This window comes from Rhizobium sp. LEGMi-198b (genome assembly GCF_054114205.1).
This window is the reverse complement of record NZ_JBSYVH010000002.1, coordinates 405,448-424,759: the sequence shown is the minus strand read 5'-3', so window position 1 is coordinate 424,759 and position 19,312 is coordinate 405,448. Positions and strand designations below refer to the sequence as shown.

Sequence of the window (19,312 nt, the reverse complement as noted above, 5' to 3'; positions counted from 1 at the left end):
CGCCAGAGAATATGGAGGCTTCGGTTGATGCAAACGGGGCAGGGAACCGCCGGTGGCATTTATTCAAACATTCCTTTGGGAATCAGTCCTTTGCCGTCACTTGCTGACACCAGTCGGCAAAATCCGAAATGGTTGCGGCCGCACCGATCTCGTTCAGAGTCTCATGCCGCATGTCCTGATAGATGGTCATGGTGGTATGCGAGAAGCCGGCCTTTTTCAAATGATCTGACAGCCAGGAAATTGCTTTTCCATTGTTCGTCGCCGGGTCATGCCTGCCGCCGATAAGATGGATCGGCATGTCGCGCCGAAGCCGATCGAGGTGATCCCTTTGTGGTGCACGGAAGGTCAGTTCGAAAATATCCAGCCACAGCGACACCGAGGCATTGAAGCCGCAGAGCGGGTCGGCAATGTACTTATCCACCTCTTCGGGAATACGGGATAGCCAATCGAATTCGGTGCGGCGGTTGGCGATCGATTGGCCCCAGGCGCCGAAGGTCAGCTTCGGCAACAGGCCGCTCGGCACATCGGACCCCTTCAGCATGCGTTCCGCCTTCAGGATGACCTGCGCTGCGCGCCCGGCGAGACCAGGGTTGAAATTTGAGTTCCAAACGGTGACGGCGTCGAACTTGTCGGGATGCGTCACGGCCACGTTGAGGCTGATCAGCCCGCCCATGGAGTGGCCGAAGAGAATGATCGGCAGGCCGGGATGGGCGGTTGCGGCAAGCTCTCGGATCGCCAGCACATCGGCAATGACCGCATCGACACCGTTGCGCCTTGCGAAGCGGCCGAGTGGCGCATCGACAGCTTTTGTCTCGCCGTGGCCGCGATGATCGTGAGCATAGACATGAAAGCCGCGTGCTGCCATCGCTGCGGCGAAGCGTTCATAGCGACGGGAATGTTCGGCAAGACCGTGGCTGACGAGAAGCACGCCACGCGCGGCGCCCTCTGCCGGCGCATGATGATAGGCGAGCGTCGCGCCCGTCGGACTATGCAAATGCCTCGTTTCGGCAAACATCATGCGTGTTTCCTCCCCATGTGGGACGAAAGGTCATCGCCGGCGGGATTGCAATGGACGGCGAGGGAAGCTCACAGAAATAAATCTTCGTGGTTTTTGCGATTCAGGGTTGCGTGCGGCAAATCAAACTGCTTATTTGTTCTCATATTGTTCTATTTTGGAGGTATGAAATGAAGCCTTGGCTTCAAAGGTTTGCAGTTGCGGTTCTGACTGCGGTGGTGATGGCGACGAGTGCCGTGGCTGAGGAGAATAGCCATGGACGGACGCGCTTTATTCTGGCGGCGAGTTGGGAACCCGCGTTCTGCGCGACGAACCAAAAGAAGGCGGAATGCCGAAATCAATCAGCGAATAATTTTGACGCCAAGAACTTTTCACTACACGGCCTCTGGCCGATGCGGCAGGAATATTGCGACGTTTCCGATGATCTGAAGCAGTCCGATCGCGGCCGGGACTGGAAAGACCTGCCGGCTGTTCAACTCTCGGCGGAAACCAAGGCCGCGCTGGACAAAGTCATGCCCGGCACGCAATCCGGTCTGGAGCGGCATGAGTGGATCAAACACGGCAGTTGCACCAAGCTCAGCGCCGATGATTATTTCGGGACTGCGGTGGGGTTGATCAATGAACTCAATGCGTCCGCTGTGCGCGATCTTTTCGCGCAGAATATCGGCAAGACGCTCGATGCCGAAACCATCAAGGCTGCTTTCGACAAAAGTTTTGGCGAGGGCGCCAGTGGCCGCGTGAAGATGAGCTGCCGCCAAGTCGGCAAGGTGCGGGTGATCTCGGAACTGACGATCGGCTTGTCGGAAGACGCTATTCAGCCGTCGGAAGGAAACGAGCCGCGACTTGAGCAATTGATCCAGGGCGCTGGCAGCACATCGTTCGGCTGCGATCAGGGCGTGGTGGACGCAGCGGGTTTCTGACACCCAGCAGGCGGCTCGGCGCGATAAATGCCCTCGGACAAGGTTTCTCCGTTGCCCGAGGGCGGGGTTTCGCCTACATAGCGGCACAATTCGCAATGTATCCGCCCGTGGAGTAACCCAAGCTATGGCACGTCAGTTCATCTATCATATGGCCGGTCTAAATAAGGCCTATGGCGCCAAGAAGATCCTCGAAAATATTCATCTCTCTTTTTATCCCGACGCCAAGATCGGTATTCTCGGCCCGAATGGTGCCGGTAAGTCGACCGTGCTGCGCATCATGGCCGGCCTCGACAAGGAATATACCGGCGAAGCCTGGTTGGCCGAAGGCGCCACTATCGGCTACCTGGCGCAGGAGCCTCAGCTCGATCCCAACAAGACGGTGTTCGAAAACGTCATGGAAGGCGTTGCCAAGAAAACCGAAATCCTCAATCGCTACAACGAATTGATGATGAACTATTCCGACGAGACGGCGGACGAGGGCGCCAAACTCCAGGATATCATCGACAGCCAGAATCTCTGGGATCTGGAAAGCCAGGTCGAGATGGCGATGGAAGCATTGTGCTGCCCGCCGCGCGATGCCGAAGTCACCAGCCTTTCCGGCGGTGAGCGCCGCCGTATCGCGCTTTGCCGCTTGCTTCTCTCGCAGCCGGACCTGCTGCTGCTCGACGAACCGACCAACCATCTCGACGCCGAGACCATCGCCTGGCTGGAAAAGCACCTGCGCGACTATCCGGGTGCCGTGATGATGATCACCCACGACCGCTACTTCCTCGACAATGTTACCGGCTGGATTCTCGAACTCGACCGCGGCCGTGGCATTCCCTACGAAGGCAACTATTCCGCCTATCTGCAGGCCAAGGCCAAGCGCATGCTGCAGGAAGCCCGCGAAGAAGCTGGCCGTCAGAAGGCAATCAGCCGCGAACAGGAATGGATCGCCTCCAGCCCCAAGGCCCGTCAAGCCAAGTCCAAGGCGCGTATCAACGCTTACGAACAGCTAGTCGATGCTGCCGAAAATCAGCGCCCCGGTGATGCGCAGATCATCATTCCGGTCAGCGAGCGTCTCGGCCAGGTGGTGATCGAGATGGAGGGCATCACCAAGGGCTTCGAAGGTCGCACGCTGGTCAACGATCTGTCGATCAAGCTGCCGCCGGGCGGCATCGTCGGCATCATCGGCCCGAACGGCGCCGGCAAGACGACCCTGTTCAAGATGATTACCGGGCAGGAAAAGCCGGATTCCGGCTCGATCCGCATCGGCGAGACAGTGCATCTCAGCTATGTCGACCAGAGCCGCGACGCGCTTGACGGCAATAAGACCGTATGGGAGGAAATCTCCGGCGGCGCCGAAATCATCAAGCTCGGCAAGTTCGACATGAACTCGCGCGCCTATTGCGGTGCCTTCAACTTCAAGGGCGGCGACCAGCAGCAGAAGGTCGGTAATCTCTCCGGCGGTCAGCGCAACCGCGTTCACCTAGCCAAGATGCTGAAGGCTGGCGGCAACGTGCTTCTGCTCGACGAACCGACCAACGACCTCGATACGGAAACGCTGGGGGCGCTGGAAAGCGCGCTCGAAAACTTCGCTGGCTGCGCCATCATCATCAGCCATGATCGCATGTTCCTCGACCGCCTGGCCACGCATATTCTGGCCTTTGAAGGCGAAGGCCATGTTGAATGGTTCGAAGGCAATTTCGAAGATTACGAGCAAGACAAGATCCGCCGCCTCGGCCCCGATGCTCTCAATCCGGGCAGCCAGGCGCACAAGCGCCTGACACGATAAGTTTGCTGTCTTTCTGTCATGGAGAGCCCCGGCAAGTCCGGGGTTTTTCTTTGCCGTAGGTCAGGAAGCGCATATTCCCCGGCCGACAAAAACTAACGGATTTCCGACGTCGAATTCTCCCAGCCAGCAATTGGGTCTTGCAGATCGCATGCAAATCACATAAAGATATCTTTATATCTTGATTGGGTGCTGGATGACGGATCTCGTGAAATTCGGTTTGGATGATCTGGTGGACATACTGAAGGCGGCCGGCGAGCCGACGCGGTTACGTCTGCTGGCGCTTCTTGCGGCTGGCGATCTCACCGTGACGGATCTTACCGAAATTCTCGGCCAGTCGCAGCCCCGCATTTCCCGCCATCTGAAGCTGCTCGGCGAGGCCGGCCTGATCGACCGCTATCAGGAGGGTGCCTGGGCCTATTTCCGTCTGAAGCAGGAAGGCAAGGCGGTCGTCCTCGTGCGCACGCTTCTCCGCCACGCGGCTGAAAACGATCCGGTGTTGCTGCGGGATGGCGAGCGGCTTTCTGCCGTCAAGCGTGTCCGTGCGGAACGGGCGCAGGCCTATTTCAGCCGCAATGCTGCGGAATGGGATGAGCTTCGCCGACTGCATGTGGCCGACGAGGATGTCGACAAGGCGCTGATCGACTTGATCGGGCCGCAGCAGATCGACTCTTTCCTGGATCTCGGCACCGGCACGGGCCGTATGCTGCAATTGTTGGCGGGTCATTATCGCCGCGCAGTCGGCATCGACGCCAGCCGTGACATGCTGGCCGTGGCGCGCGCCAATCTGGACCGATCGAACATCACCGCCGCTTCCGTGCGACATGGCGACATTTTCAACCTGCCGCTCGAGGCGCAGGATTTCGACCTGATTACCATCCATCAGGTGCTGCATTTCCTCGACCAGCCGGAGATTGCCATTAACGAGGCGGCGCGAATGCTCAGGCCCGGCGGCCGGCTGGTGATCATCGATCTTGCGCCGCACGGGCTGGAATATCTACGCGACGAACATGCGCATCTGAGACTCGGTTTCTCGCATCAGACCATATCGGAATGGTTGAAAATGGCAGGGCTTGATGTCGAACAGGTGCAGGACCTTCATTCGGGGAAGGAAGGCGGTCAAGCGCTGACGGTCACGATCTGGCTGGCGCGCGACCCGCGGCTGCTGATCGCCGCCGGGCAGGATCGCCAATCGTCCCCCATTCTTGCCGGGAGAGCTTGATATGCCTTCAAAGACTGAAAACGGCCAGCGTGGCATTCGTATTTCCTTCGAATTCTTCCCGCCGAAATCGGAAGAAGCCGAGACGCAATTGTGGAACACGGTGGCTGATCTGGCCGAATGGGACGCGGATTTTGTCTCGGTTACCTATGGCGCGGGTGGTTCGACCAAGGCGCCGACATTGTCTGCCGTGCGCCGGATGATCCACGAGACGCCGTTCTCGACTGCTTCGCATCTGACCTGCGTGGGGGCAACGCGCGAGGAAACGCATCGTGTCATCGACGATTTGCTCGCCGCCGGCACCCGCCGTTTCGTGGCGTTGCGTGGCGACCCGCCGGGCGGCGTCGGCTCCGCCTACCAGCCGCATCCGGGCGGCTACGCCAATGCGGCCGAGCTGGTATTGGCACTACGCGAGCGCGGCGATTTCGATATTTCCGTCTCCGCCTATCCGGAGAAACATCCGGAGAGCCGTGATACAGCAGCCGATATCGACATGCTGAAGCGCAAGGCCGATAATGGCGCCAACAGGGCGCTGACCCAGTTCTTCTTCGACAATGACGCGTTTGAACGTTATCACGACCGCGTCCGTGCCGCCGGTATCAAGATTCCCGTCGTGCCGGGTATCATGCCGATCCAGAACTTGACGCAATTAAAGCGGTTTGCCGGCGCCTGCGGCACCAACATTCCTTCCTGGCTGGACGAGCGTTTTGACGGCTTGGACGAGCAGGCCGACAAGCGGGCCAATGTCGCGGCTGATGTCGCCGCGGAGCAGATCGAGGACCTGGTTCGTCGCGGCTTTCATGAGTTTCATCTCTATACGATGAACCGCTCGCCGCTGGTCTCGGCCGTTCTTGACCGGTTGGGCATACAGCGCAGGGCAGATGCACGCGCCGGCGCCGCCGCCTGACAAGATCTGGGGTGTGAACATGAAAAAGCGCATGTCGGTTTCCGGCATGCGCTTTTTAAATGAAATAGGTGTTTTGTTCGCTTTCAGGAGTTCGGTTTCCTGCACTGTCGCTACTTCGTCAGATGAAAAGCATCGTCAAAACGAATAGGAACGCTGCACTGACCACTAGGACGTTGATGGATCGCGTCAATCCCATGTCTTCCTCCTTAGTCAACTGTTAGAGCCTATGTCAAAAATGTGTCGCTTGGAAAGCGAATTCGATGCTGCGACGCGGTAGGTTGCGCAGGTTTTGAATCGAGATATCGTGGCAAGTGATTGTTTTTAATGCGAAAACTATAGAGGTGTGGCGTTCACGAAATTTAATGCATCATTAATTTAGCTGTGAACAAGATTAAGGCGGATGTCTTTTGCTGAGGCATGAATCGGTTAATCTGGGATATTCGCCGGCAGTGGAAAGGGTGGGAGAAGTGCGTCATGAGCGATGAGATAAATCGGTCGCGAGCGCACGATATCGGTCTTTTCCTCGTTCTTGTCGTATTGGCCGGCTTGCTTCTTCCGGCGCGAAACGGCGCGCTGAGCTTGACCGGCACATTTTATCTGGCGCTGTTCATCCATATCGGTTTTTCGATCTATATCGGCGATTTCTCAGCCTGGCGGAAAGTGTCGTGGGTCCTGCTGATCGGCGTTTGGGTGATGTCGGAACTGGTACCCTTCCTCTCCTTTCTGGTGCCTTGGGGACAGTTGGAGTTCTGGCTGGCGCAATTCCCGTTGATCGGCAACATCATGGCTGCCTGGTCCGTGACGGGCTATGATTTCAAGATCGTGTTGTCGCTTGCGATCCTGATCGTCGATCTGGGCGTCATGCATCATGCGACCTGGCAAAGGCACTCCTGGCGTCGGATCGTGATTTTCCTTGCCGTGGTTGGCGTCGCGGCGGTGGTCTCCGGCATTGCTTTCGGTCTGACGACGAACCGTCTGTTCAGCCTTCCCGATTTGCCGACGGAAGATACGTTTCAGATCGTGTCGCCCTGGTATCTTCTCCCGTTCTATGCGTTGTTGCGCGCGACGGAGAATAAGCTTGGTGGTTTGCTGTTGATGTTTGGCGCCATGCTCGCTCCGGCAATCGCGCCCTTCATGCGCGCCGAAAGGCTGCGACAGGGGCATCTGTGGCGTCTCTGGCTGTTCGCTTGTCTGGCTCTGGCCATCATCTGGGCCGCCCTCGGCTATCTCGGCAGTCTTTCTCCAGACGAGAGTGCCGTCGTCTATTTGGTGCCGGTGCTGACCACCCTTTATTTCGCGTTTTTCCTGATCGTGCCGTCAGTGCTTGGCAGATTGGTCCGGCGGGCCGTTGCGGCCGAATTATAGGTCACCCGTTCCCGCGTTCGGTCGCAGGCGTGCGAAAAGCCGCCCGTCGAGAATGAGCAGGCCTGTGCCGATCAGCAGCATGCCGGCAATTTCCGTCAGTCCCAGGCGTTCGCCGAGGAAGAGAAAGCCGAGGAGAATGGCGCTTGGCGGTACGAGCAGGGTCACCAGCGAGGCGTTGGTGGCGCCGGCGAGCGCCATGATGCGGAAATAGAGGATATAGGCGAAGGCCGTCGACAACAGCGCCATGCCGAGAATGGCGGCGAGGGCGCTGGCGGGCGGTGTGGCCAGCGTCCAAGGTTGATCCAGCAAAAGAGCCACCGGCAGTATGAGCGCTGCGGAGCAGGTCAGTTGACCTGCTGCGATAACGGGCGGCGCCATGCCTTTGAAACGCTTGGCATAGATCGCGGCGAAACCGTAGGAGATCGCGGCAAGGATTGGCAGCAGCAGCGCCCAGAGCGGAACTGCGGCTCCACTCGCCACGCTTGGGCCGAGCAGCACGATCGTGCCGGCGAGCCCTGTCAGGCAGCCGGCGAGCTTGGCGGAGGTCAGCCGCTCGTCGGTGGTGAAGTGATTGCCGATCAATACGGTCCAGATCGGCGTCGTTGCGTTCAGAATGGATGCGAGCCCCGCACCCATCTGGGTTTGACCGACGAAGATCAGCGCATGCGGCACGGCGTTGTTGATCAAGCCCAGCAATAGGAACTGCCGCCAATGGGTTCGCAGCAAATCATAGATTGCGAAACGACCGGCAATGTAGGCATGCAGCGCTATTGCCGCGAGCGACAAGCGAAGGAAGACCAGCGTAAACGGCGGCACATAATGGACGGCGATGCGGGCGAAGAAGAATGAACCGCCCCAGATCAAGCCGAGCGCCAACAGCAGGCTCCAGGTCAGTGCGTTCATGCCATTGCTGGTGTTCATCCGCTGCACCTCCGCCATTTTGAGTTTATTTTGACGAAATCAGAGGCGCTTTCTACCCGTTTCTTGCCGAGCCTCGATCGGATACCCGGAAAATCATCTGATAGTTGCAGGTGCAAAAACGAAAAAGGCGGCCAGCGGCCGCCTTCCATGGCAAGGCAATCGCCCTTAAAGCGCGTTCAGCAATGATTGTGTCGCCCAGCCGTCAGCGGGAAGGCCGAGGCGAAACTGTTCTTTTTGAACGGCGACGCGCGTGCCCGAGCCGAGAATACCGTCTATCTTGCCGACATCGTAGCCGCGTGCCGAAAGCTTGGTTTGAAGCGCTTTCATATCGACATCGTTCAGGCCCGCTTCCGGTGTGCCTTTGTTATAGGTTGGAGCGCCAGCAAAACGTGTGGCGAAATAGGCTGCGGACGTCGTGTAGATGAACGACTGGTTCCATTCCAGATAGGCGTTGTAGTTCGGATAGGTCAGGAAAGCCGGGCCTTTGCGGCCCTGCGGCAGGATGAGGGCGGCCGCCAGGGAACCGAAATTGGTGTTACCGTCGCGCGGCTTGACGCCGAGCTGGAACCAGTCGGCGGCCGTGAGTGGGCCGCCCAGGCCGGATTTCTCCCAAGGCAGATTATCCGGCACCGTGACTTCCTGCAGCCAGGGCTGGCCGCGCTGGAAGCCCAGGCTTTGGATGTATCGGGCCGTCGTCAGAATGACGTCGGGCGCGCTTGTCTTCAAATTGACGTGGCCGTCGCCATCGCCATCAACACCGAAAGCAATGATCGAGGGCGGCAGCATCTGCGTCTGGCCGATTTCGCCAGCCCATGCACCGGTCGTGGTTTCCGGATCGGCATCGCCATGCTGCACCATTTCAATGAATGCGATCAGACGAGGGCGGAAAAACTCGGGGCGCCGGCAGTCGTGCGAGAGAGTAACGAGCGCGTTGCGGGTGTTGAAATTGCCCTGAACGGCGCCAAAATCGGTTTCCATCGCCCAATAGGCGGTGATGACGCCGGGCGGCACGCCGTAGTCCTGCTCGGCCTTGGCGAAGACGTCGGCATACTGCTTTATCTTCTGGCGGCCGATGTCGAGGCGGGCCTGGCTGACAGTGCGCTGCGAGAATTCGAGGAAGGTCTGGCGGAATACGCCCTGGCTACGATCCATAGCGAGGACCTTCTGGTCGATCTGCGCGCCGGCCAGTGTCTTGTCCGCGGCCGCAGCATCCGCGCCAGCCGCGGTGGCCTCGGCCTTGACGCCGGCCAGGAAGGAAGAGAGATCACCGCCGCAAGCCACCTGCGGGGCATTGGTTCCACCTGCATTCGCCGCCGCGGTCGGGGTCGCGTTCTGCGCCATTGCCACACTTGCCATGGCTGAAGCGAAGACAAACGCGAGTGCGCTGCGTCGAATGGTATAGGGGTCCATAGGCGATCCTCTTTGCTGATAGAATAGGGTCGCTTTCACAGAAGATTGTGACAGAAGCAAGAGAGAAATTCAGGTAGTCTCAAGAATTTCCTTGCTTCTCTACTGCCGCCACCCAGTTGTGCCAATTCTGTTCGGAACCGGCAAAAACATTGATGTCCGTTGGCCCCTTGATGCCCGGAATTACGCCTGTCGACGTGTATTGCCAGAATGCCCAGGAGCGATCGGCATAGGTCGCCGTCGGATGCTTTGCGACCGAGCGGACCCAGAAGTGATAATCCTTGAAATAGCCGGCAAGATTGTCGCGATGGAAGTCGACCGACGTATAGATGATCGGGCGCTTGCCGTAATAAGCCTCCAGGCGGTCCATGAACCGCTTGATCTCTGTGCGCACCGTCTGCGGATCCGGCCGGGTGCGGCAGGTCTTGGATTCGGCGTTCCACTCGACGTCGAGCACCGGCGGCAGCATCATTGCATTCTTCGGCACATTGTTGATGAACCAGTCGGCCTGGTCGTCCGCTGTCGAGCAGAAATAGTAGAAGTGATAGGGGGCGTACGGAATGCCGGCGCTATTGGCTTCCTGCCAATATTCGTTGAAGCGGGGATCGACCCTATCCTTGCCTTCGGTCGCCTTGATGAAGGCGAAGGCGACGCCGGAACTCTTCACCGTCCGCCAGTCGATATCGCCTTGCCATTTCGAGATGTCGATGCCGTGAATGGGGTGGCGCTCCGGATGGTCGCGACCGAAATCCTGCGGCTTCGTATCCTTGAAACGCGTCTTCGGTATCGACGCGGTCTGGAAGCTGTCATAACCCATGGTGCAGCTATTCAGCAGGAGGGCGAGCGGCAGTAAGCATGACAGAAGCCTGCGCATGGATATCCCGTTATGGCGCGAGTAATCTTGCTGCCCCAAGACTTGGCTTCCGTGATGTGTGGTCCCCAAAATCCAAAAGAGGCAAAGGACCAAGCTGTTTGTCAGCCGGCCCTTGCCACTTTTTCACCATATCAACGTAAAAAATGCGTTATCTTCAAGTAAATTCTTATACTTGGAATGCCGCATGAGCGGATTTCGTGCCGAATTCCACTTTTTTTGCTAGGCGGCCGGCTTTATGACGACAGCTCTCCATGCATAACCCCGGCCGATTTCTTCGAATACCAGCTTCGCGCCGTGCGCCGCGACTCGCTCTTCGAGCACGGCGCGGAGGTCGGCGCGGGGGGTGACGTGGAACTTTGTCAGCCAGCCTTTCAGCATGGTGCGGAACCAACCAGGCAGGCGCTCCTGTTGGCCGAAATCGACGATGTGCAGTTCGCCGCCGGGAATGACCGCGTTCAGCGAAGCATCGATTGCGCTCTTCCAGTCCGGGATCATCGAGAGTGCGTAGGAAATCATGACACGATCGAAACCGTCGACACCGAAATCACCAGCCGAGAAGGCAGTGGCGTCGGCGACGCGGAAATCCGGTACTTGTTTCAGCCCGCGAAAATTATTGCGGGCCGAAATTAGCATCTCTTGGGAGATGTCGAGGCCATAGAGTCTCGCCGAGGGAAAGCGACGATGAGCCAGCAACATGTTGCGGCCGGTGCCGCAACCCACTTCCAGTAGGGAGCCGCTCAAAGGCACGTTGAGGTGCGCAATGGTGCGATCGCGGCCGAAGAGGTAATATTTGCGGGTCAGGTCGTAGATGTGCCGCTGGTAACGGTACATGCCGTCCATCAGTCCGGCATGGTTCTTCGAGCTTGTCTGAAGACCTGTATCCGCCTGGCTCACGCTTTTTTCCCGTAGATGTGGAAGCCGCCGTAGATCGCCGAGCGGTCGCGGACGTTAAGCTCCTGCGAGCGCTCTTCGAAATAGACCCACTGATCGCGAATGGCGGGGGAGAGGCGACCTTCGATGATGCTCTTTTCGGCGGCGGTGCGGAAAATGACGCGGGCGCCTTCGCGGGCCGTGCGGGTAATTTCAGCCCAGAGGTCGTTGAGCTGTTCGTCGGTCATCCAGTCCTGGGCGTCGAGCAGGATATAGCGGTCGCGCGAAGCGGCGGGCTTGGAGGCCAGAAGCTCCGTGAAGTTGGCATGATGCACATCGACGCGGTCGGCATTGGCGCGGATTGCGGCGTAGTGCTCAGGCCGCAGATAGGTCGGCAACGGGCCTTGGTGTTGGGAGGCATAGCGCCGCGCAAAGGCCTGCCACGCGAAATAATTGTCCCGGATCGGAAAGTGGCAGGCCAGCTTTTCCAGGCGGTGCTTCAGGACGCCAGATATGGAATCGTCACCTGCGAGGCTCGCAAGTTCGTCATATTGTTGCGGCGGGATGCCGAGGCCGAAGAGCGAGCTCTTGCGGCCGAGCAGCCAGCGGACCATCGGCTTGTCGAAGATCGGCGCAATTTCGTTGTCGAAGAACTGCCGCTGTTCGCGGACCGTGCGGGCTTCCGTCATCTTGCCGAGGCGGACGCCGTGCAGGCGGGCCAGCACATGGGCGGCGCCGATGAAGCGGCCGAGCAGGCCGGTCTTATAGATGTTGCGGTTGAACACCGTGACGCGGCGGCGGCCATACATGTCGCGGCCATCCCAGTAAGCGGCGGTCGCCGGATCGAGACGCGGCGCGATGAACTGATCGTATGCCTGGCTATTGGCGCTAACGTCCGGCGTGCCGAAGAAGCGCACGAGATCGGCATGTCCGGGTAGCAGCCGGAAGGCGGCGAGCTTGAGCTTGTTCAGCGCGATGTGGTGACGATTGAGGTCGACGACATCGATGGAAGCCGGGTTCTGCGAAAGATAGGCGAGCATGTTGCAGCCGCCCGAGCCGATTGTGACGATGCGGTGGTGCGGCTGCAGCTCCATCGCCTCCATGTCGATATCCGGATCCTCCCAGATCTGCGGATAGACAAGGCCGGAAAACAACATGCCGAACAGGCGCTCCGAAAAGCCGGCCTTCGACAGAGCCTTGTGTTGCAGCAGAGCGTCCTTGAGTTTCCGATTCTTATGGAGACCGGCATCCGGGGCAAATTCCGTCATCTGAGTCTTGTCACCGATTTGTCAGGTTCAGCGCGTGTAACCCGGCAATGCTACAGTCTGATGACGTGGACTGTTGGCAGACCCGGCCGGTAGGGTCGTCACGGTGATATTTGCAAGGCTGTGGCGACGATAGGTCTTTCACATTCCTGCATTTCCTGATTGTCTCCGCATTCCTTCGGAGGGTGTGTGATATGCGTTTAATATCGAGAGTGGTCGGGGCTCTTGTTTTTTTGCTGCTGATCATTGTCGCGGGCGGTGCGGTCTGGCTTTCGGTCTGGCCACCGGAATTGTTGAGGGTCGGGGACGGCTATGCCGCCAAGATCGTCTGCTCGAATACCTTTATCGCCAAGCGCGATCCCGAGCGGATATTGGCGGATGACGTGCAGGCGCCGGGCAATCCGGCGCTGAAGCTCGTTCGGGTTTCGGTCAATCGAGAGGAAGGCGTGGTAACCGCCCGCTTCCTCGGCATGTTTGCACCAAACTATGCGCTCTACCGCGGCGCGCTCGGCTGCACGACGGTGCCGGACGGCGATCTGCCGGCGGCGCGCAGCGCGGCGTTCCTCAATAAGATCAAAGCGGCCAAAAGCGATTCTCCTTGGCCGGATGGCGATAAGGTCGTGCTGGGCCAGGACGACACCGGCCTCGCGCTCTCCAAGCTCCTTGCCAATCCGGACTTTGCCGGTCCCGCCATGCGCGCCATCGTCGTCGTCAAGAACGGCCGCATCATCGCGGAGACCTATGGCGAGGGGTTTGACAAGGGCACGCCTTTGATCGGCTGGTCGATGACGAAGACCGTCAATGCCGCCATCATCGGCCGCCTCATGCTTTCCGGCCGCATGTCCTTCGACGATCAGAATCTTTTGCCGCAATGGAGCGCTGATGCCCGCAAGAACATCAAGCTCAGCGATCTCCTCAGCATGGAGAGCGGCCTAGCCTTCAATGAGGGATATGGCGCAGTCTCAGACGTGACGCGCATGCTCTATCTCGATCCGGATTCGACCAGGGTTGCCTCGAGTGCGCCTCAGGAGGCGGCGGCAGGCGAACGATTCAGCTATTCCAGCGGTACGGCGACGCTGCTCTCTAGGATTTGGATGAACAAACTTCCCAATGAGAGTGCGGCGATCACCTATCCGCGTGAAGCGCTGTTTGCGCCGCTCGGCATGTCCAGCGCTGTGTTGGAAGCCGACGAGCGCGGTACTTATGTCGGCAGTTCCTATCTTTATGCGACGCCGCGCGACTGGGCGCGCTTTGGCCAATTCCTGCTGCAGGATGGTGTCTGGAAGGGCCAGCGCCTGTTGCCGGAAGGCTTTGTTGGCGCGATGCGCACTCCGACGACGGCATCGGAAGGCATCTACACGCAGGTTCAAGCCTGGCTTGCCGGTCCCGGTGGTTCGGATGCGCAGTTCGGCCTGCCGACGGATACGTTCTGGATGCTCGGACATGATGGCCAGAGCGTCGCCATTGTGCCGTCAGCCAATCTCGTGCTGGTGCGCATGGGGCTGACGCCGGGCTGGCTGGACTATAAGCCGCAAATTCTACTGAAGAGGATACTGGATATAATCAACGCCGGTCAGGACATGGCCCAACCGGCGCTGGCGAAATGATCCGGGATAATCAGTAATTGCCTTGCGCGACGTCCGGCAGGCCCTTGCGCTTGGCATCATAATAATAGCCGCGCGCATAGAGCTGAACGGCATTGGCTTCTTTGGCCTCGGCCTTGTTGTCGGCCACCATCCATGCGCCGCGCAGATATTTCGCGGCATATTTGATGTTGGTCTCGGCATCGAGTAGGCCTGCAGGCGGACCGTCGTAGCCCATGGACTTGGCCGTGTTGTATCTAATCTGCATCAGGCCAAAGTAACCGCCGCGGTTATATGCCTTCGGATTGTAGCGGCTCTCGCGATGAACGACGCGATGGATCAAAGATTCCGGAATTTCATAAAGCTTGGCATATTTCTGGATGAGCTTCGAAACGTAGCTCTTCTCCTCCGCCGGCACGTCGGAATCGTAATTCTGAGGGGTCAGTACCGCCGAAACGACCGTCGGGCCGCTAGCATCGAAGTTGAAATCATAATGCATGCGGGTGTCTGCATAACCCATGCCCGCGATCTGCATCGGCGCGGCATAAGCGACTTCGGCAGGCGCCATGATCGGTGCATCTTCGCCCGGGCGGGGCGTCGGAACAACGGACTGAATGGCCGCCATGTCCGACGTCATCGGAATGGTCGCCTGACCCTGGGCCGCGGAACCTGACACCGGCAACAGCGCGGTATCGCCCGGACGTGCCGGGTTCGGGATCGGGATGGCGACGACGGTGGGAACCATGGGTTCGTCGGAGGCCGCATAAGCGGCGGCTGCGGATGTACCCGCTGCGGGCGCGCCGGTTACGGCGGCTATCGCGACAGTACCCTGGTTCGCTGCATTCGGCGCATTTGCCACCGGACCAGCCATGCGGTCCTGGGCTGCCTGAATCTGATTCGGAGCCACCGAACCGGCGCCAACCCGGTCCGACTTCATCAATGCTGCCTGCTGCTGAGGCTGAATCTGCTGGCCTGTAGCTGGTGTGGTGGAAGCCACCGCTACGCCGCCTGTGGTCGACGCAGCACCGACCGGAGCCGGGTTTGTATTCGGATGCGGCACGTTGGTTTGTGCCGACGGGAATTCTGCCTGGGACGTCTGCTGCTGAGTGCTTGCACACCCTGCGAGGACGCCGCACATCATTGCCGAAAAGGCAACGCTGCGCTTTAGGCTGGGAAATCCGATCGCTACCATTCTGTCACTTTCGAAAAAACCAAACCGCCCTGCGGTGCAAATCAGCCACAGGGTTGATAAATTTATGAATCCCCCATTAACCTATCCGTGATCGCCCCGCAACCCTGGACAGCATCAAGCGGCCAACCGGCGATATCCGGCGGTCACTGCGCCGGCGGCTATCAACAGGGTTCCGCCCGTCCGGTTGACGGCGCGTTGCACGCTTGCCTTGCGAATAAAACCGCGCGCCATATCGGCGATGAAAACGTAGAGCAGGGAGTTCAGTGCTGCCAGAGTGAGGAATGTCGCCTCCAAAATAACGGTTTGCTGAAGGAAGGGCTTCGACAGGTCGAGAAATTGCGGCACGAAGGCGATGAAGAAGACGATGCTCTTCGGGTTCAAGGCGGTCACAACGTAGGCGTGCAGTAAAATCTTCAGCGGCTTTTCTTCCGGAAGATTGTCATTGTCGCCCATCGGGCCGGTCACAATCGGGGCGCGCCAGAGCTTGATTCCCAGAAACATGAGGTAGGCTGCGCCGATCAGCTTGAGAAGCATGAACAGAGTGGCCGAGGTGGCGAGAAGGGCGCCGAGACCAGCGAGCGAGGCAGTCATCGCCGTGAAATCGCCAAGCGTTACGCCGGTCACCGTTGCCAGCGCCGTCTTACGACCGTGGCCGAGTGCATATGAGATCACAAGGAGAATGGTCGGACCGGGTATTGCCAGCATAATGCAGGATGCGGCGGCGAACGCGAGCCAGGTTTCGATGGACATGGAATCCTCCTCTATTCCTATTCGCCGCCAGCAAAGACATTGGATTTGCGATCCGTCAATTAGGATTGCGCGTATTTTTGCCCGATGTGATCCATGACTTCGGCGAACCATGGCAGGGACAGATCGAAGGGCTTGCCACCCTTGATGCGCGGGAATTCGATGGTGCGCAGCTTGCCGCCCTGGCCTTCGTCATGGCCGGTGACGCCCGAGACCTTATTCAATGCGCTTTCGACCGCGAGATCGACCATGCCCTGAATCAGGCGCAGGTCGTCGCCGTTGGCGGGCGCCGAGCGGGCAAAATAGCCGGATTTCTGCACCAGGGAGCGCTCTGCGCCGAGCAGGGTGGCGAATTGCTTCTGGAACCAGTTGCCGACATTGATAGTGTCGATTTTCACATGACCGAAGGCATCGCGCTTGATGGTTTCACCGGCAGCTTCCCGCTCGGCCACGATGGCCTCGAGGGCGGCGCCTTCCGAAACGAACAGCGTCACCTGGCCAGTCTTGTCCATAACGGCCTTCAGGCGCTCGGCTTCCGCTTCGATGTCGAAGGCCATTTCCGGGAGATAGAGGCCGTCGATGCTCTTCATGGCGGCATTCATCATGAAGCCATCCACATATTCATTGGCACTGGTCTTCTGAATATAGGCGCGGGCTGTCGCCGCCGTCAGCCAGCCGCAGCTTCTGCCCATGACTTCATGGATGACGAGGGTGCGCGGAGCGGCGGTCTGTTCGTTGCTGACATTGTCGAAGAAATGCGCACCGACTTCGGCCGCCGTCCAGGCGCCGAGGGACTGGCGGATCGGCACGACATCATTGTCCACCGTCTTCGGCAGGCCGACCACGGTCAAGTTATAGCCGTTGGCGCCGAGGTAGGCGGCAAGATCGGCTGCGGTCGTGTTGGTGTCGTCACCGCCAATTGTATGGAGAATGGTGACGCCGTCGGAGGCGAGGCGCTCGGCGGCCACGCGCAGCGGATTTTCGCCTTCCTTGACGAGACCGCGTTTGACGCAGTCGGCGGCGTTGGTGAGCTTGACGCGGCTGTTGCCGATCGGCGAGCCGCCGTAGCGGTGCAATAGATGTGCACGCTCGCGCATGCCAGGCGTCACCTCGATGCGGTCACCCAGCAGAACGCCCTGATAGCCGGAGCGATAGGCTATAATGTCGAGATCGGGCGCAACGTCGCTGTAGCGCTGGATCAGGCCGCCGACCGCAGAGGAGAGACAGGGCGCCAATCCGCCGGCGGTTAGCATTGCGACTTTCTGTTTGGCCATGGGTATCCTCCTCGCAGCCGGGCTGCCTCATTTCGGTGATTGCCTCGGAATGGATGCGACAGGCGGGCATAGCTGTAAAGTAAAGAATTTAAGAAATGCGTGCTTGCTTTTTCATCCGGGCAATGAATTGCCCGATCCGGCGGCATCGCAAATCACGACTTCGGACACGCCATCATTACCGAATTGTGAAAAGTGTTTTCGGCTGTGCGACCAATGGACTCCTTGCAATCGCAACCATTATTTGATCAACGTGTTTCTATTCAGAAGGGGTAATTGAGACCATCATGTCGTTTTGGGAAAAATTGCTGAATGCTGTTGGTGGCACCGCTGGCAATGCCCTGTCGGCCGTGGTCGAAGCCATTCGTACGCTGTTCGAAGGCGATCCGGAGACCCGCCGCAAGGTGGCCTTTTCCGTCGCCATCATCGCGCTTTCCGCCAAGATGGCGAAGGCCGATGGTGTGGTGACCGAAAACGAGGTCAACGCCTTCCGCGAGATCTTCGAATTTCCGCAGGATCAGGCGAAGAACGTCGCACGTCTCTATAATCTGGCACGCCAGGACGTTGCCGGCTACGAGGCCTATGCCGAAAAACTGTCGTCGCTCTGCGTCACCTGCGCGAAGAACTGCCCGGTGCTGGAAGACGTGCTTGACGGTCTCTTCCATATCGCCAAGGCTGATGGCTTGATCCACGAGAAGGAAATGGCCTTCCTGCAGCATATTGCTCAGATCTTCCATATGAGCGAGCAGCGGTTCGAGCAGATCATGGCGCGCCATGTCAGCGCTGGCGGCCGCGATCCCTACAAGGTGCTCGGCGTATCGCCCCAGGACGATTTCACGACCATCCGTCGCCGCTATCATGGCCTGGTCTATGAGAATCACCCTGACCGCCTCGTCTCGCGCGGCGTGCCGGAAGAATTCCACCTCATCGCCAATGAGCGCATGGCGGCGCTCAATGCAGCCTACGCGGAAATCGAGAAAGAACGCCGCGCTGCATGAGTTCCTTTGCGGCAGATTTTTCCGGTGCCAGCGTGCAGCCGTCGCCGAACCATGGCGAGCGGCGGGATGGGCGCAAGCCAGACATGATCCTGCTGCACTATACCGGCATGGGCACGGCCGAAGGCGCGCTTGATTGGCTCTGTCGCGACGAGAGCCAGGTGTCGAGCCATTACTTCGTCTTCGAGGATGGGCGGGTGATCCAGCTCGTGCCGGAGGAACGTCGTGCCTGGCATGCCGGCAAGAGCGTCTGGCATAACGAGGCCGACATCAATTCGCTGTCGATCGGCATCGAAATCGCCAATGCCGGTCATCCCGGCGGGCTGCCGGATTTTCCCGATGCACAGATCGAGGCGGTCATCGAACTGTGTCGTGATTGCGGCCATCGCTGGGCAATTTCACCTGAGCGTGTGCTTGCACACTCCGATGTCGCTCCTGTTCGCAAGGTCGATCCGGGCGAAAAATTTCCGTGGGCGCGACTGGCCGAAGCGGGCGTCGGCCACTGGGTCGAACCGACGCCGATCACCGGCGGGCGGTTCTTTCAGAGGGGCGATGTCGGGCAGCCGATCGAGGCTTTGCAATCCATGCTCTCGCTCTATGGTTATGAAACGGAAATTACAGGCGAATTCTCCACAAAACTGGCGGGAGACGTCGAGGCTTTCCAGCGCCATTTTCGCCAGGAGCGAGTGGATGGGATCGCCGATTTTTCGACCATCGATACACTTCATCGTTTGCTGTCCGCGCTGCCTCGCTTCTCCTAAGGGTAGGTGGGCCTCGTTTTTACGGTGGAATAGACGCCGCAACGCTCAAAATGCGTAACGTGCTTCAGCGCCACATCATTTCCCTATTATCTCCGCATTGGGCTGGTCTAACGGCGCCCGCTTGAACGGCGGTCGCGCAAGTTAGTTTGTGTGTCGCGCGGCCGTAAAGAATAACGGGGACCGTGAACTCCGGCGGCTCTTTTTGCCTCCCGCCGGACTGATGGCTTGT

Annotated in this window: 17 protein-coding genes; 8 read left to right on the top strand and 9 right to left on the bottom strand. The window is 59.1% G+C overall.

Annotated features, from left to right (window positions below):
* Positions 1-82: 82 nt before the first annotated feature.
* The gene (locus ACXHXG_RS08735) at positions 83-1,015 is read right to left on the bottom strand and encodes an alpha/beta hydrolase (protein ID WP_457899497.1); all 933 of its coding nucleotides are present in this window, start codon (positions 1,013-1,015) and stop codon (positions 83-85) included.
* 170 nt (positions 1,016-1,185) lie between these two features.
* Here ACXHXG_RS08735 and ACXHXG_RS08730 point away from each other — a divergent pair, with 170 nt between their 5' ends.
* The 5 genes from ACXHXG_RS08730 to ACXHXG_RS08710 all read left to right on the top strand — a co-directional run bounded on the left by ACXHXG_RS08730 (position 1,186) and on the right by ACXHXG_RS08710 (position 7,197).
* Positions 1,186-1,935, top strand: a complete 750-nt coding sequence (locus tag ACXHXG_RS08730) for a ribonuclease T2 family protein (RefSeq protein WP_104823589.1) — start codon at positions 1,186-1,188, stop codon at positions 1,933-1,935.
* Between the two features lie 124 nt (positions 1,936-2,059).
* The gene (gene ettA / locus ACXHXG_RS08725) at positions 2,060-3,709 is read left to right on the top strand and encodes an energy-dependent translational throttle protein EttA (protein WP_104823588.1); all 1,650 of its coding nucleotides are present in this window, start codon (positions 2,060-2,062) and stop codon (positions 3,707-3,709) included.
* 193 nt (positions 3,710-3,902) lie between these two features.
* Entirely contained in the window at positions 3,903-4,928 is a 1,026-nt protein-coding gene (locus ACXHXG_RS08720) for an ArsR/SmtB family transcription factor (protein ID WP_457899045.1), read from the top strand.
* A 1-nt stretch (position 4,929) separates the two neighbouring features.
* A complete protein-coding gene (gene metF / locus ACXHXG_RS08715; protein ID WP_283051048.1) occupies positions 4,930-5,832 on the top strand; it encodes a methylenetetrahydrofolate reductase [NAD(P)H] in 903 nt (300 codons plus the stop codon).
* 474 nt (positions 5,833-6,306) lie between these two features.
* Positions 6,307-7,197, top strand: a complete 891-nt coding sequence (locus ACXHXG_RS08710; RefSeq protein ID WP_457899044.1) for a hypothetical protein — start codon at positions 6,307-6,309, stop codon at positions 7,195-7,197.
* Here the strand turns inward: ACXHXG_RS08710 and ACXHXG_RS08705 are convergent.
* The 5 genes from ACXHXG_RS08705 to ACXHXG_RS08685 form a co-directional block, all read right to left on the bottom strand.
* The gene (locus tag ACXHXG_RS08705; RefSeq protein ID WP_283051044.1) at positions 7,192-8,118 is read right to left on the bottom strand and encodes a DMT family transporter; all 927 of its coding nucleotides are present in this window, start codon (positions 8,116-8,118) and stop codon (positions 7,192-7,194) included. The genes ACXHXG_RS08710 and ACXHXG_RS08705 overlap by 6 nt on opposite strands.
* 165 nt (positions 8,119-8,283) lie before the next feature.
* Entirely contained in the window at positions 8,284-9,528 is a 1,245-nt protein-coding gene (locus ACXHXG_RS08700; RefSeq protein WP_104823584.1) for a lytic murein transglycosylase, read from the bottom strand.
* Positions 9,529-9,607: 79 nt separating this feature from the next.
* Positions 9,608-10,399, bottom strand: a complete 792-nt coding sequence (locus ACXHXG_RS08695) for a glycoside hydrolase family 25 protein (RefSeq protein WP_104823583.1) — start codon at positions 10,397-10,399, stop codon at positions 9,608-9,610.
* 219 nt (positions 10,400-10,618) lie between these two features.
* Positions 10,619-11,293 carry a class I SAM-dependent methyltransferase gene (locus ACXHXG_RS08690; RefSeq protein WP_457899043.1) on the bottom strand — a complete coding sequence of 225 codons (675 nt, stop codon included), beginning with the start codon at positions 11,291-11,293 and terminating at the stop codon, positions 10,619-10,621.
* The gene (locus ACXHXG_RS08685) at positions 11,290-12,537 is read right to left on the bottom strand and encodes a BtaA family protein (RefSeq protein ID WP_457899042.1); all 1,248 of its coding nucleotides are present in this window, start codon (positions 12,535-12,537) and stop codon (positions 11,290-11,292) included. The genes ACXHXG_RS08690 and ACXHXG_RS08685 overlap by 4 nt, the downstream gene beginning before the upstream one ends.
* A 191-nt stretch (positions 12,538-12,728) precedes the next feature.
* On the opposite strand from ACXHXG_RS08685, the gene ACXHXG_RS08680 reads away from it, so the two are divergent.
* On the top strand, positions 12,729-14,141 hold the full coding sequence (locus ACXHXG_RS08680) for a serine hydrolase domain-containing protein (protein WP_457899041.1): 1,413 nt from the start codon (positions 12,729-12,731) through the stop codon (positions 14,139-14,141).
* Positions 14,142-14,151: 10 nt separating this feature from the next.
* Here ACXHXG_RS08680 and ACXHXG_RS08675 read toward each other — a convergent pair whose 3' ends face one another.
* The 3 genes from ACXHXG_RS08675 to ACXHXG_RS08665 all read right to left on the bottom strand — a co-directional run bounded on the left by ACXHXG_RS08675 (position 14,152) and on the right by ACXHXG_RS08665 (position 17,330).
* Entirely contained in the window at positions 14,152-15,309 is a 1,158-nt protein-coding gene (locus ACXHXG_RS08675) for a transglycosylase SLT domain-containing protein (protein WP_457899040.1), read from the bottom strand.
* Between the two features lie 114 nt (positions 15,310-15,423).
* Positions 15,424-16,059 (bottom strand): LysE family translocator, encoded by a 636-nt coding sequence (locus ACXHXG_RS08670; protein ID WP_457899039.1) that lies wholly within the window; start codon positions 16,057-16,059, stop codon positions 15,424-15,426.
* 59 nt (positions 16,060-16,118) lie between these two features.
* Positions 16,119-17,330, bottom strand: coding sequence for a pyrophosphate--fructose-6-phosphate 1-phosphotransferase (locus tag ACXHXG_RS08665; protein ID WP_283051031.1), 1,212 nt, complete (start codon positions 17,328-17,330; stop codon positions 16,119-16,121).
* Positions 17,331-17,614: 284 nt separating this feature from the next.
* Between ACXHXG_RS08665 and ACXHXG_RS08660 the strand changes: the two genes are divergently transcribed.
* Both ACXHXG_RS08660 and ACXHXG_RS08655 read left to right on the top strand, forming a co-directional pair.
* Positions 17,615-18,325, top strand: a complete 711-nt coding sequence (locus ACXHXG_RS08660) for a J domain-containing protein (protein WP_283051029.1) — start codon at positions 17,615-17,617, stop codon at positions 18,323-18,325.
* Positions 18,322-19,083, top strand: a complete 762-nt coding sequence (locus ACXHXG_RS08655) for an N-acetylmuramoyl-L-alanine amidase (RefSeq protein ID WP_104823575.1) — start codon at positions 18,322-18,324, stop codon at positions 19,081-19,083. The genes ACXHXG_RS08660 and ACXHXG_RS08655 overlap by 4 nt, the downstream gene beginning before the upstream one ends.
* The last annotated feature ends 229 nt before the right edge of the window (positions 19,084-19,312 follow it).

Excerpts from the sequence above, each read along its gene's own strand:
- ettA (WP_104823588.1), top strand. The coding sequence starts at position 2,060 with ATGGCACGTCAGTTCATCTATCATATGGCCGGTCTAAATAAGGCCTAT.
- ACXHXG_RS08735 (WP_457899497.1), bottom strand. The coding sequence starts at position 1,015 with ATGTTTGCCGAAACGAGGCATTTGCATAGTCCGACGGGCGCGACGCTC.
- ACXHXG_RS08675 (WP_457899040.1), bottom strand. The coding sequence starts at position 15,309 with ATGGTAGCGATCGGATTTCCCAGCCTAAAGCGCAGCGTTGCCTTTTCG.
- ACXHXG_RS08655 (WP_104823575.1), top strand. The coding sequence starts at position 18,322 with ATGAGTTCCTTTGCGGCAGATTTTTCCGGTGCCAGCGTGCAGCCGTCG.
- metF (WP_283051048.1), top strand. The coding sequence starts at position 4,930 with ATGCCTTCAAAGACTGAAAACGGCCAGCGTGGCATTCGTATTTCCTTC.
- ACXHXG_RS08695 (WP_104823583.1), bottom strand. The coding sequence starts at position 10,399 with ATGCGCAGGCTTCTGTCATGCTTACTGCCGCTCGCCCTCCTGCTGAAT.
- ACXHXG_RS08720 (WP_457899045.1), top strand. The coding sequence starts at position 3,903 with ATGACGGATCTCGTGAAATTCGGTTTGGATGATCTGGTGGACATACTG.
- ACXHXG_RS08660 (WP_283051029.1), top strand. The coding sequence starts at position 17,615 with ATGTCGTTTTGGGAAAAATTGCTGAATGCTGTTGGTGGCACCGCTGGC.
- ACXHXG_RS08680 (WP_457899041.1), top strand. The coding sequence starts at position 12,729 with ATGCGTTTAATATCGAGAGTGGTCGGGGCTCTTGTTTTTTTGCTGCTG.
- ACXHXG_RS08670 (WP_457899039.1), bottom strand. The coding sequence starts at position 16,059 with ATGTCCATCGAAACCTGGCTCGCGTTCGCCGCCGCATCCTGCATTATG.
- ACXHXG_RS08700 (WP_104823584.1), bottom strand. The coding sequence starts at position 9,528 with ATGGACCCCTATACCATTCGACGCAGCGCACTCGCGTTTGTCTTCGCT.
- ACXHXG_RS08685 (WP_457899042.1), bottom strand. The coding sequence starts at position 12,537 with ATGACGGAATTTGCCCCGGATGCCGGTCTCCATAAGAATCGGAAACTC.
- ACXHXG_RS08665 (WP_283051031.1), bottom strand. The coding sequence starts at position 17,330 with ATGGCCAAACAGAAAGTCGCAATGCTAACCGCCGGCGGATTGGCGCCC.
- ACXHXG_RS08705 (WP_283051044.1), bottom strand. The coding sequence starts at position 8,118 with ATGAACACCAGCAATGGCATGAACGCACTGACCTGGAGCCTGCTGTTG.
- ACXHXG_RS08710 (WP_457899044.1), top strand. The coding sequence starts at position 6,307 with ATGAGCGATGAGATAAATCGGTCGCGAGCGCACGATATCGGTCTTTTC.
- ACXHXG_RS08730 (WP_104823589.1), top strand. The coding sequence starts at position 1,186 with ATGAAGCCTTGGCTTCAAAGGTTTGCAGTTGCGGTTCTGACTGCGGTG.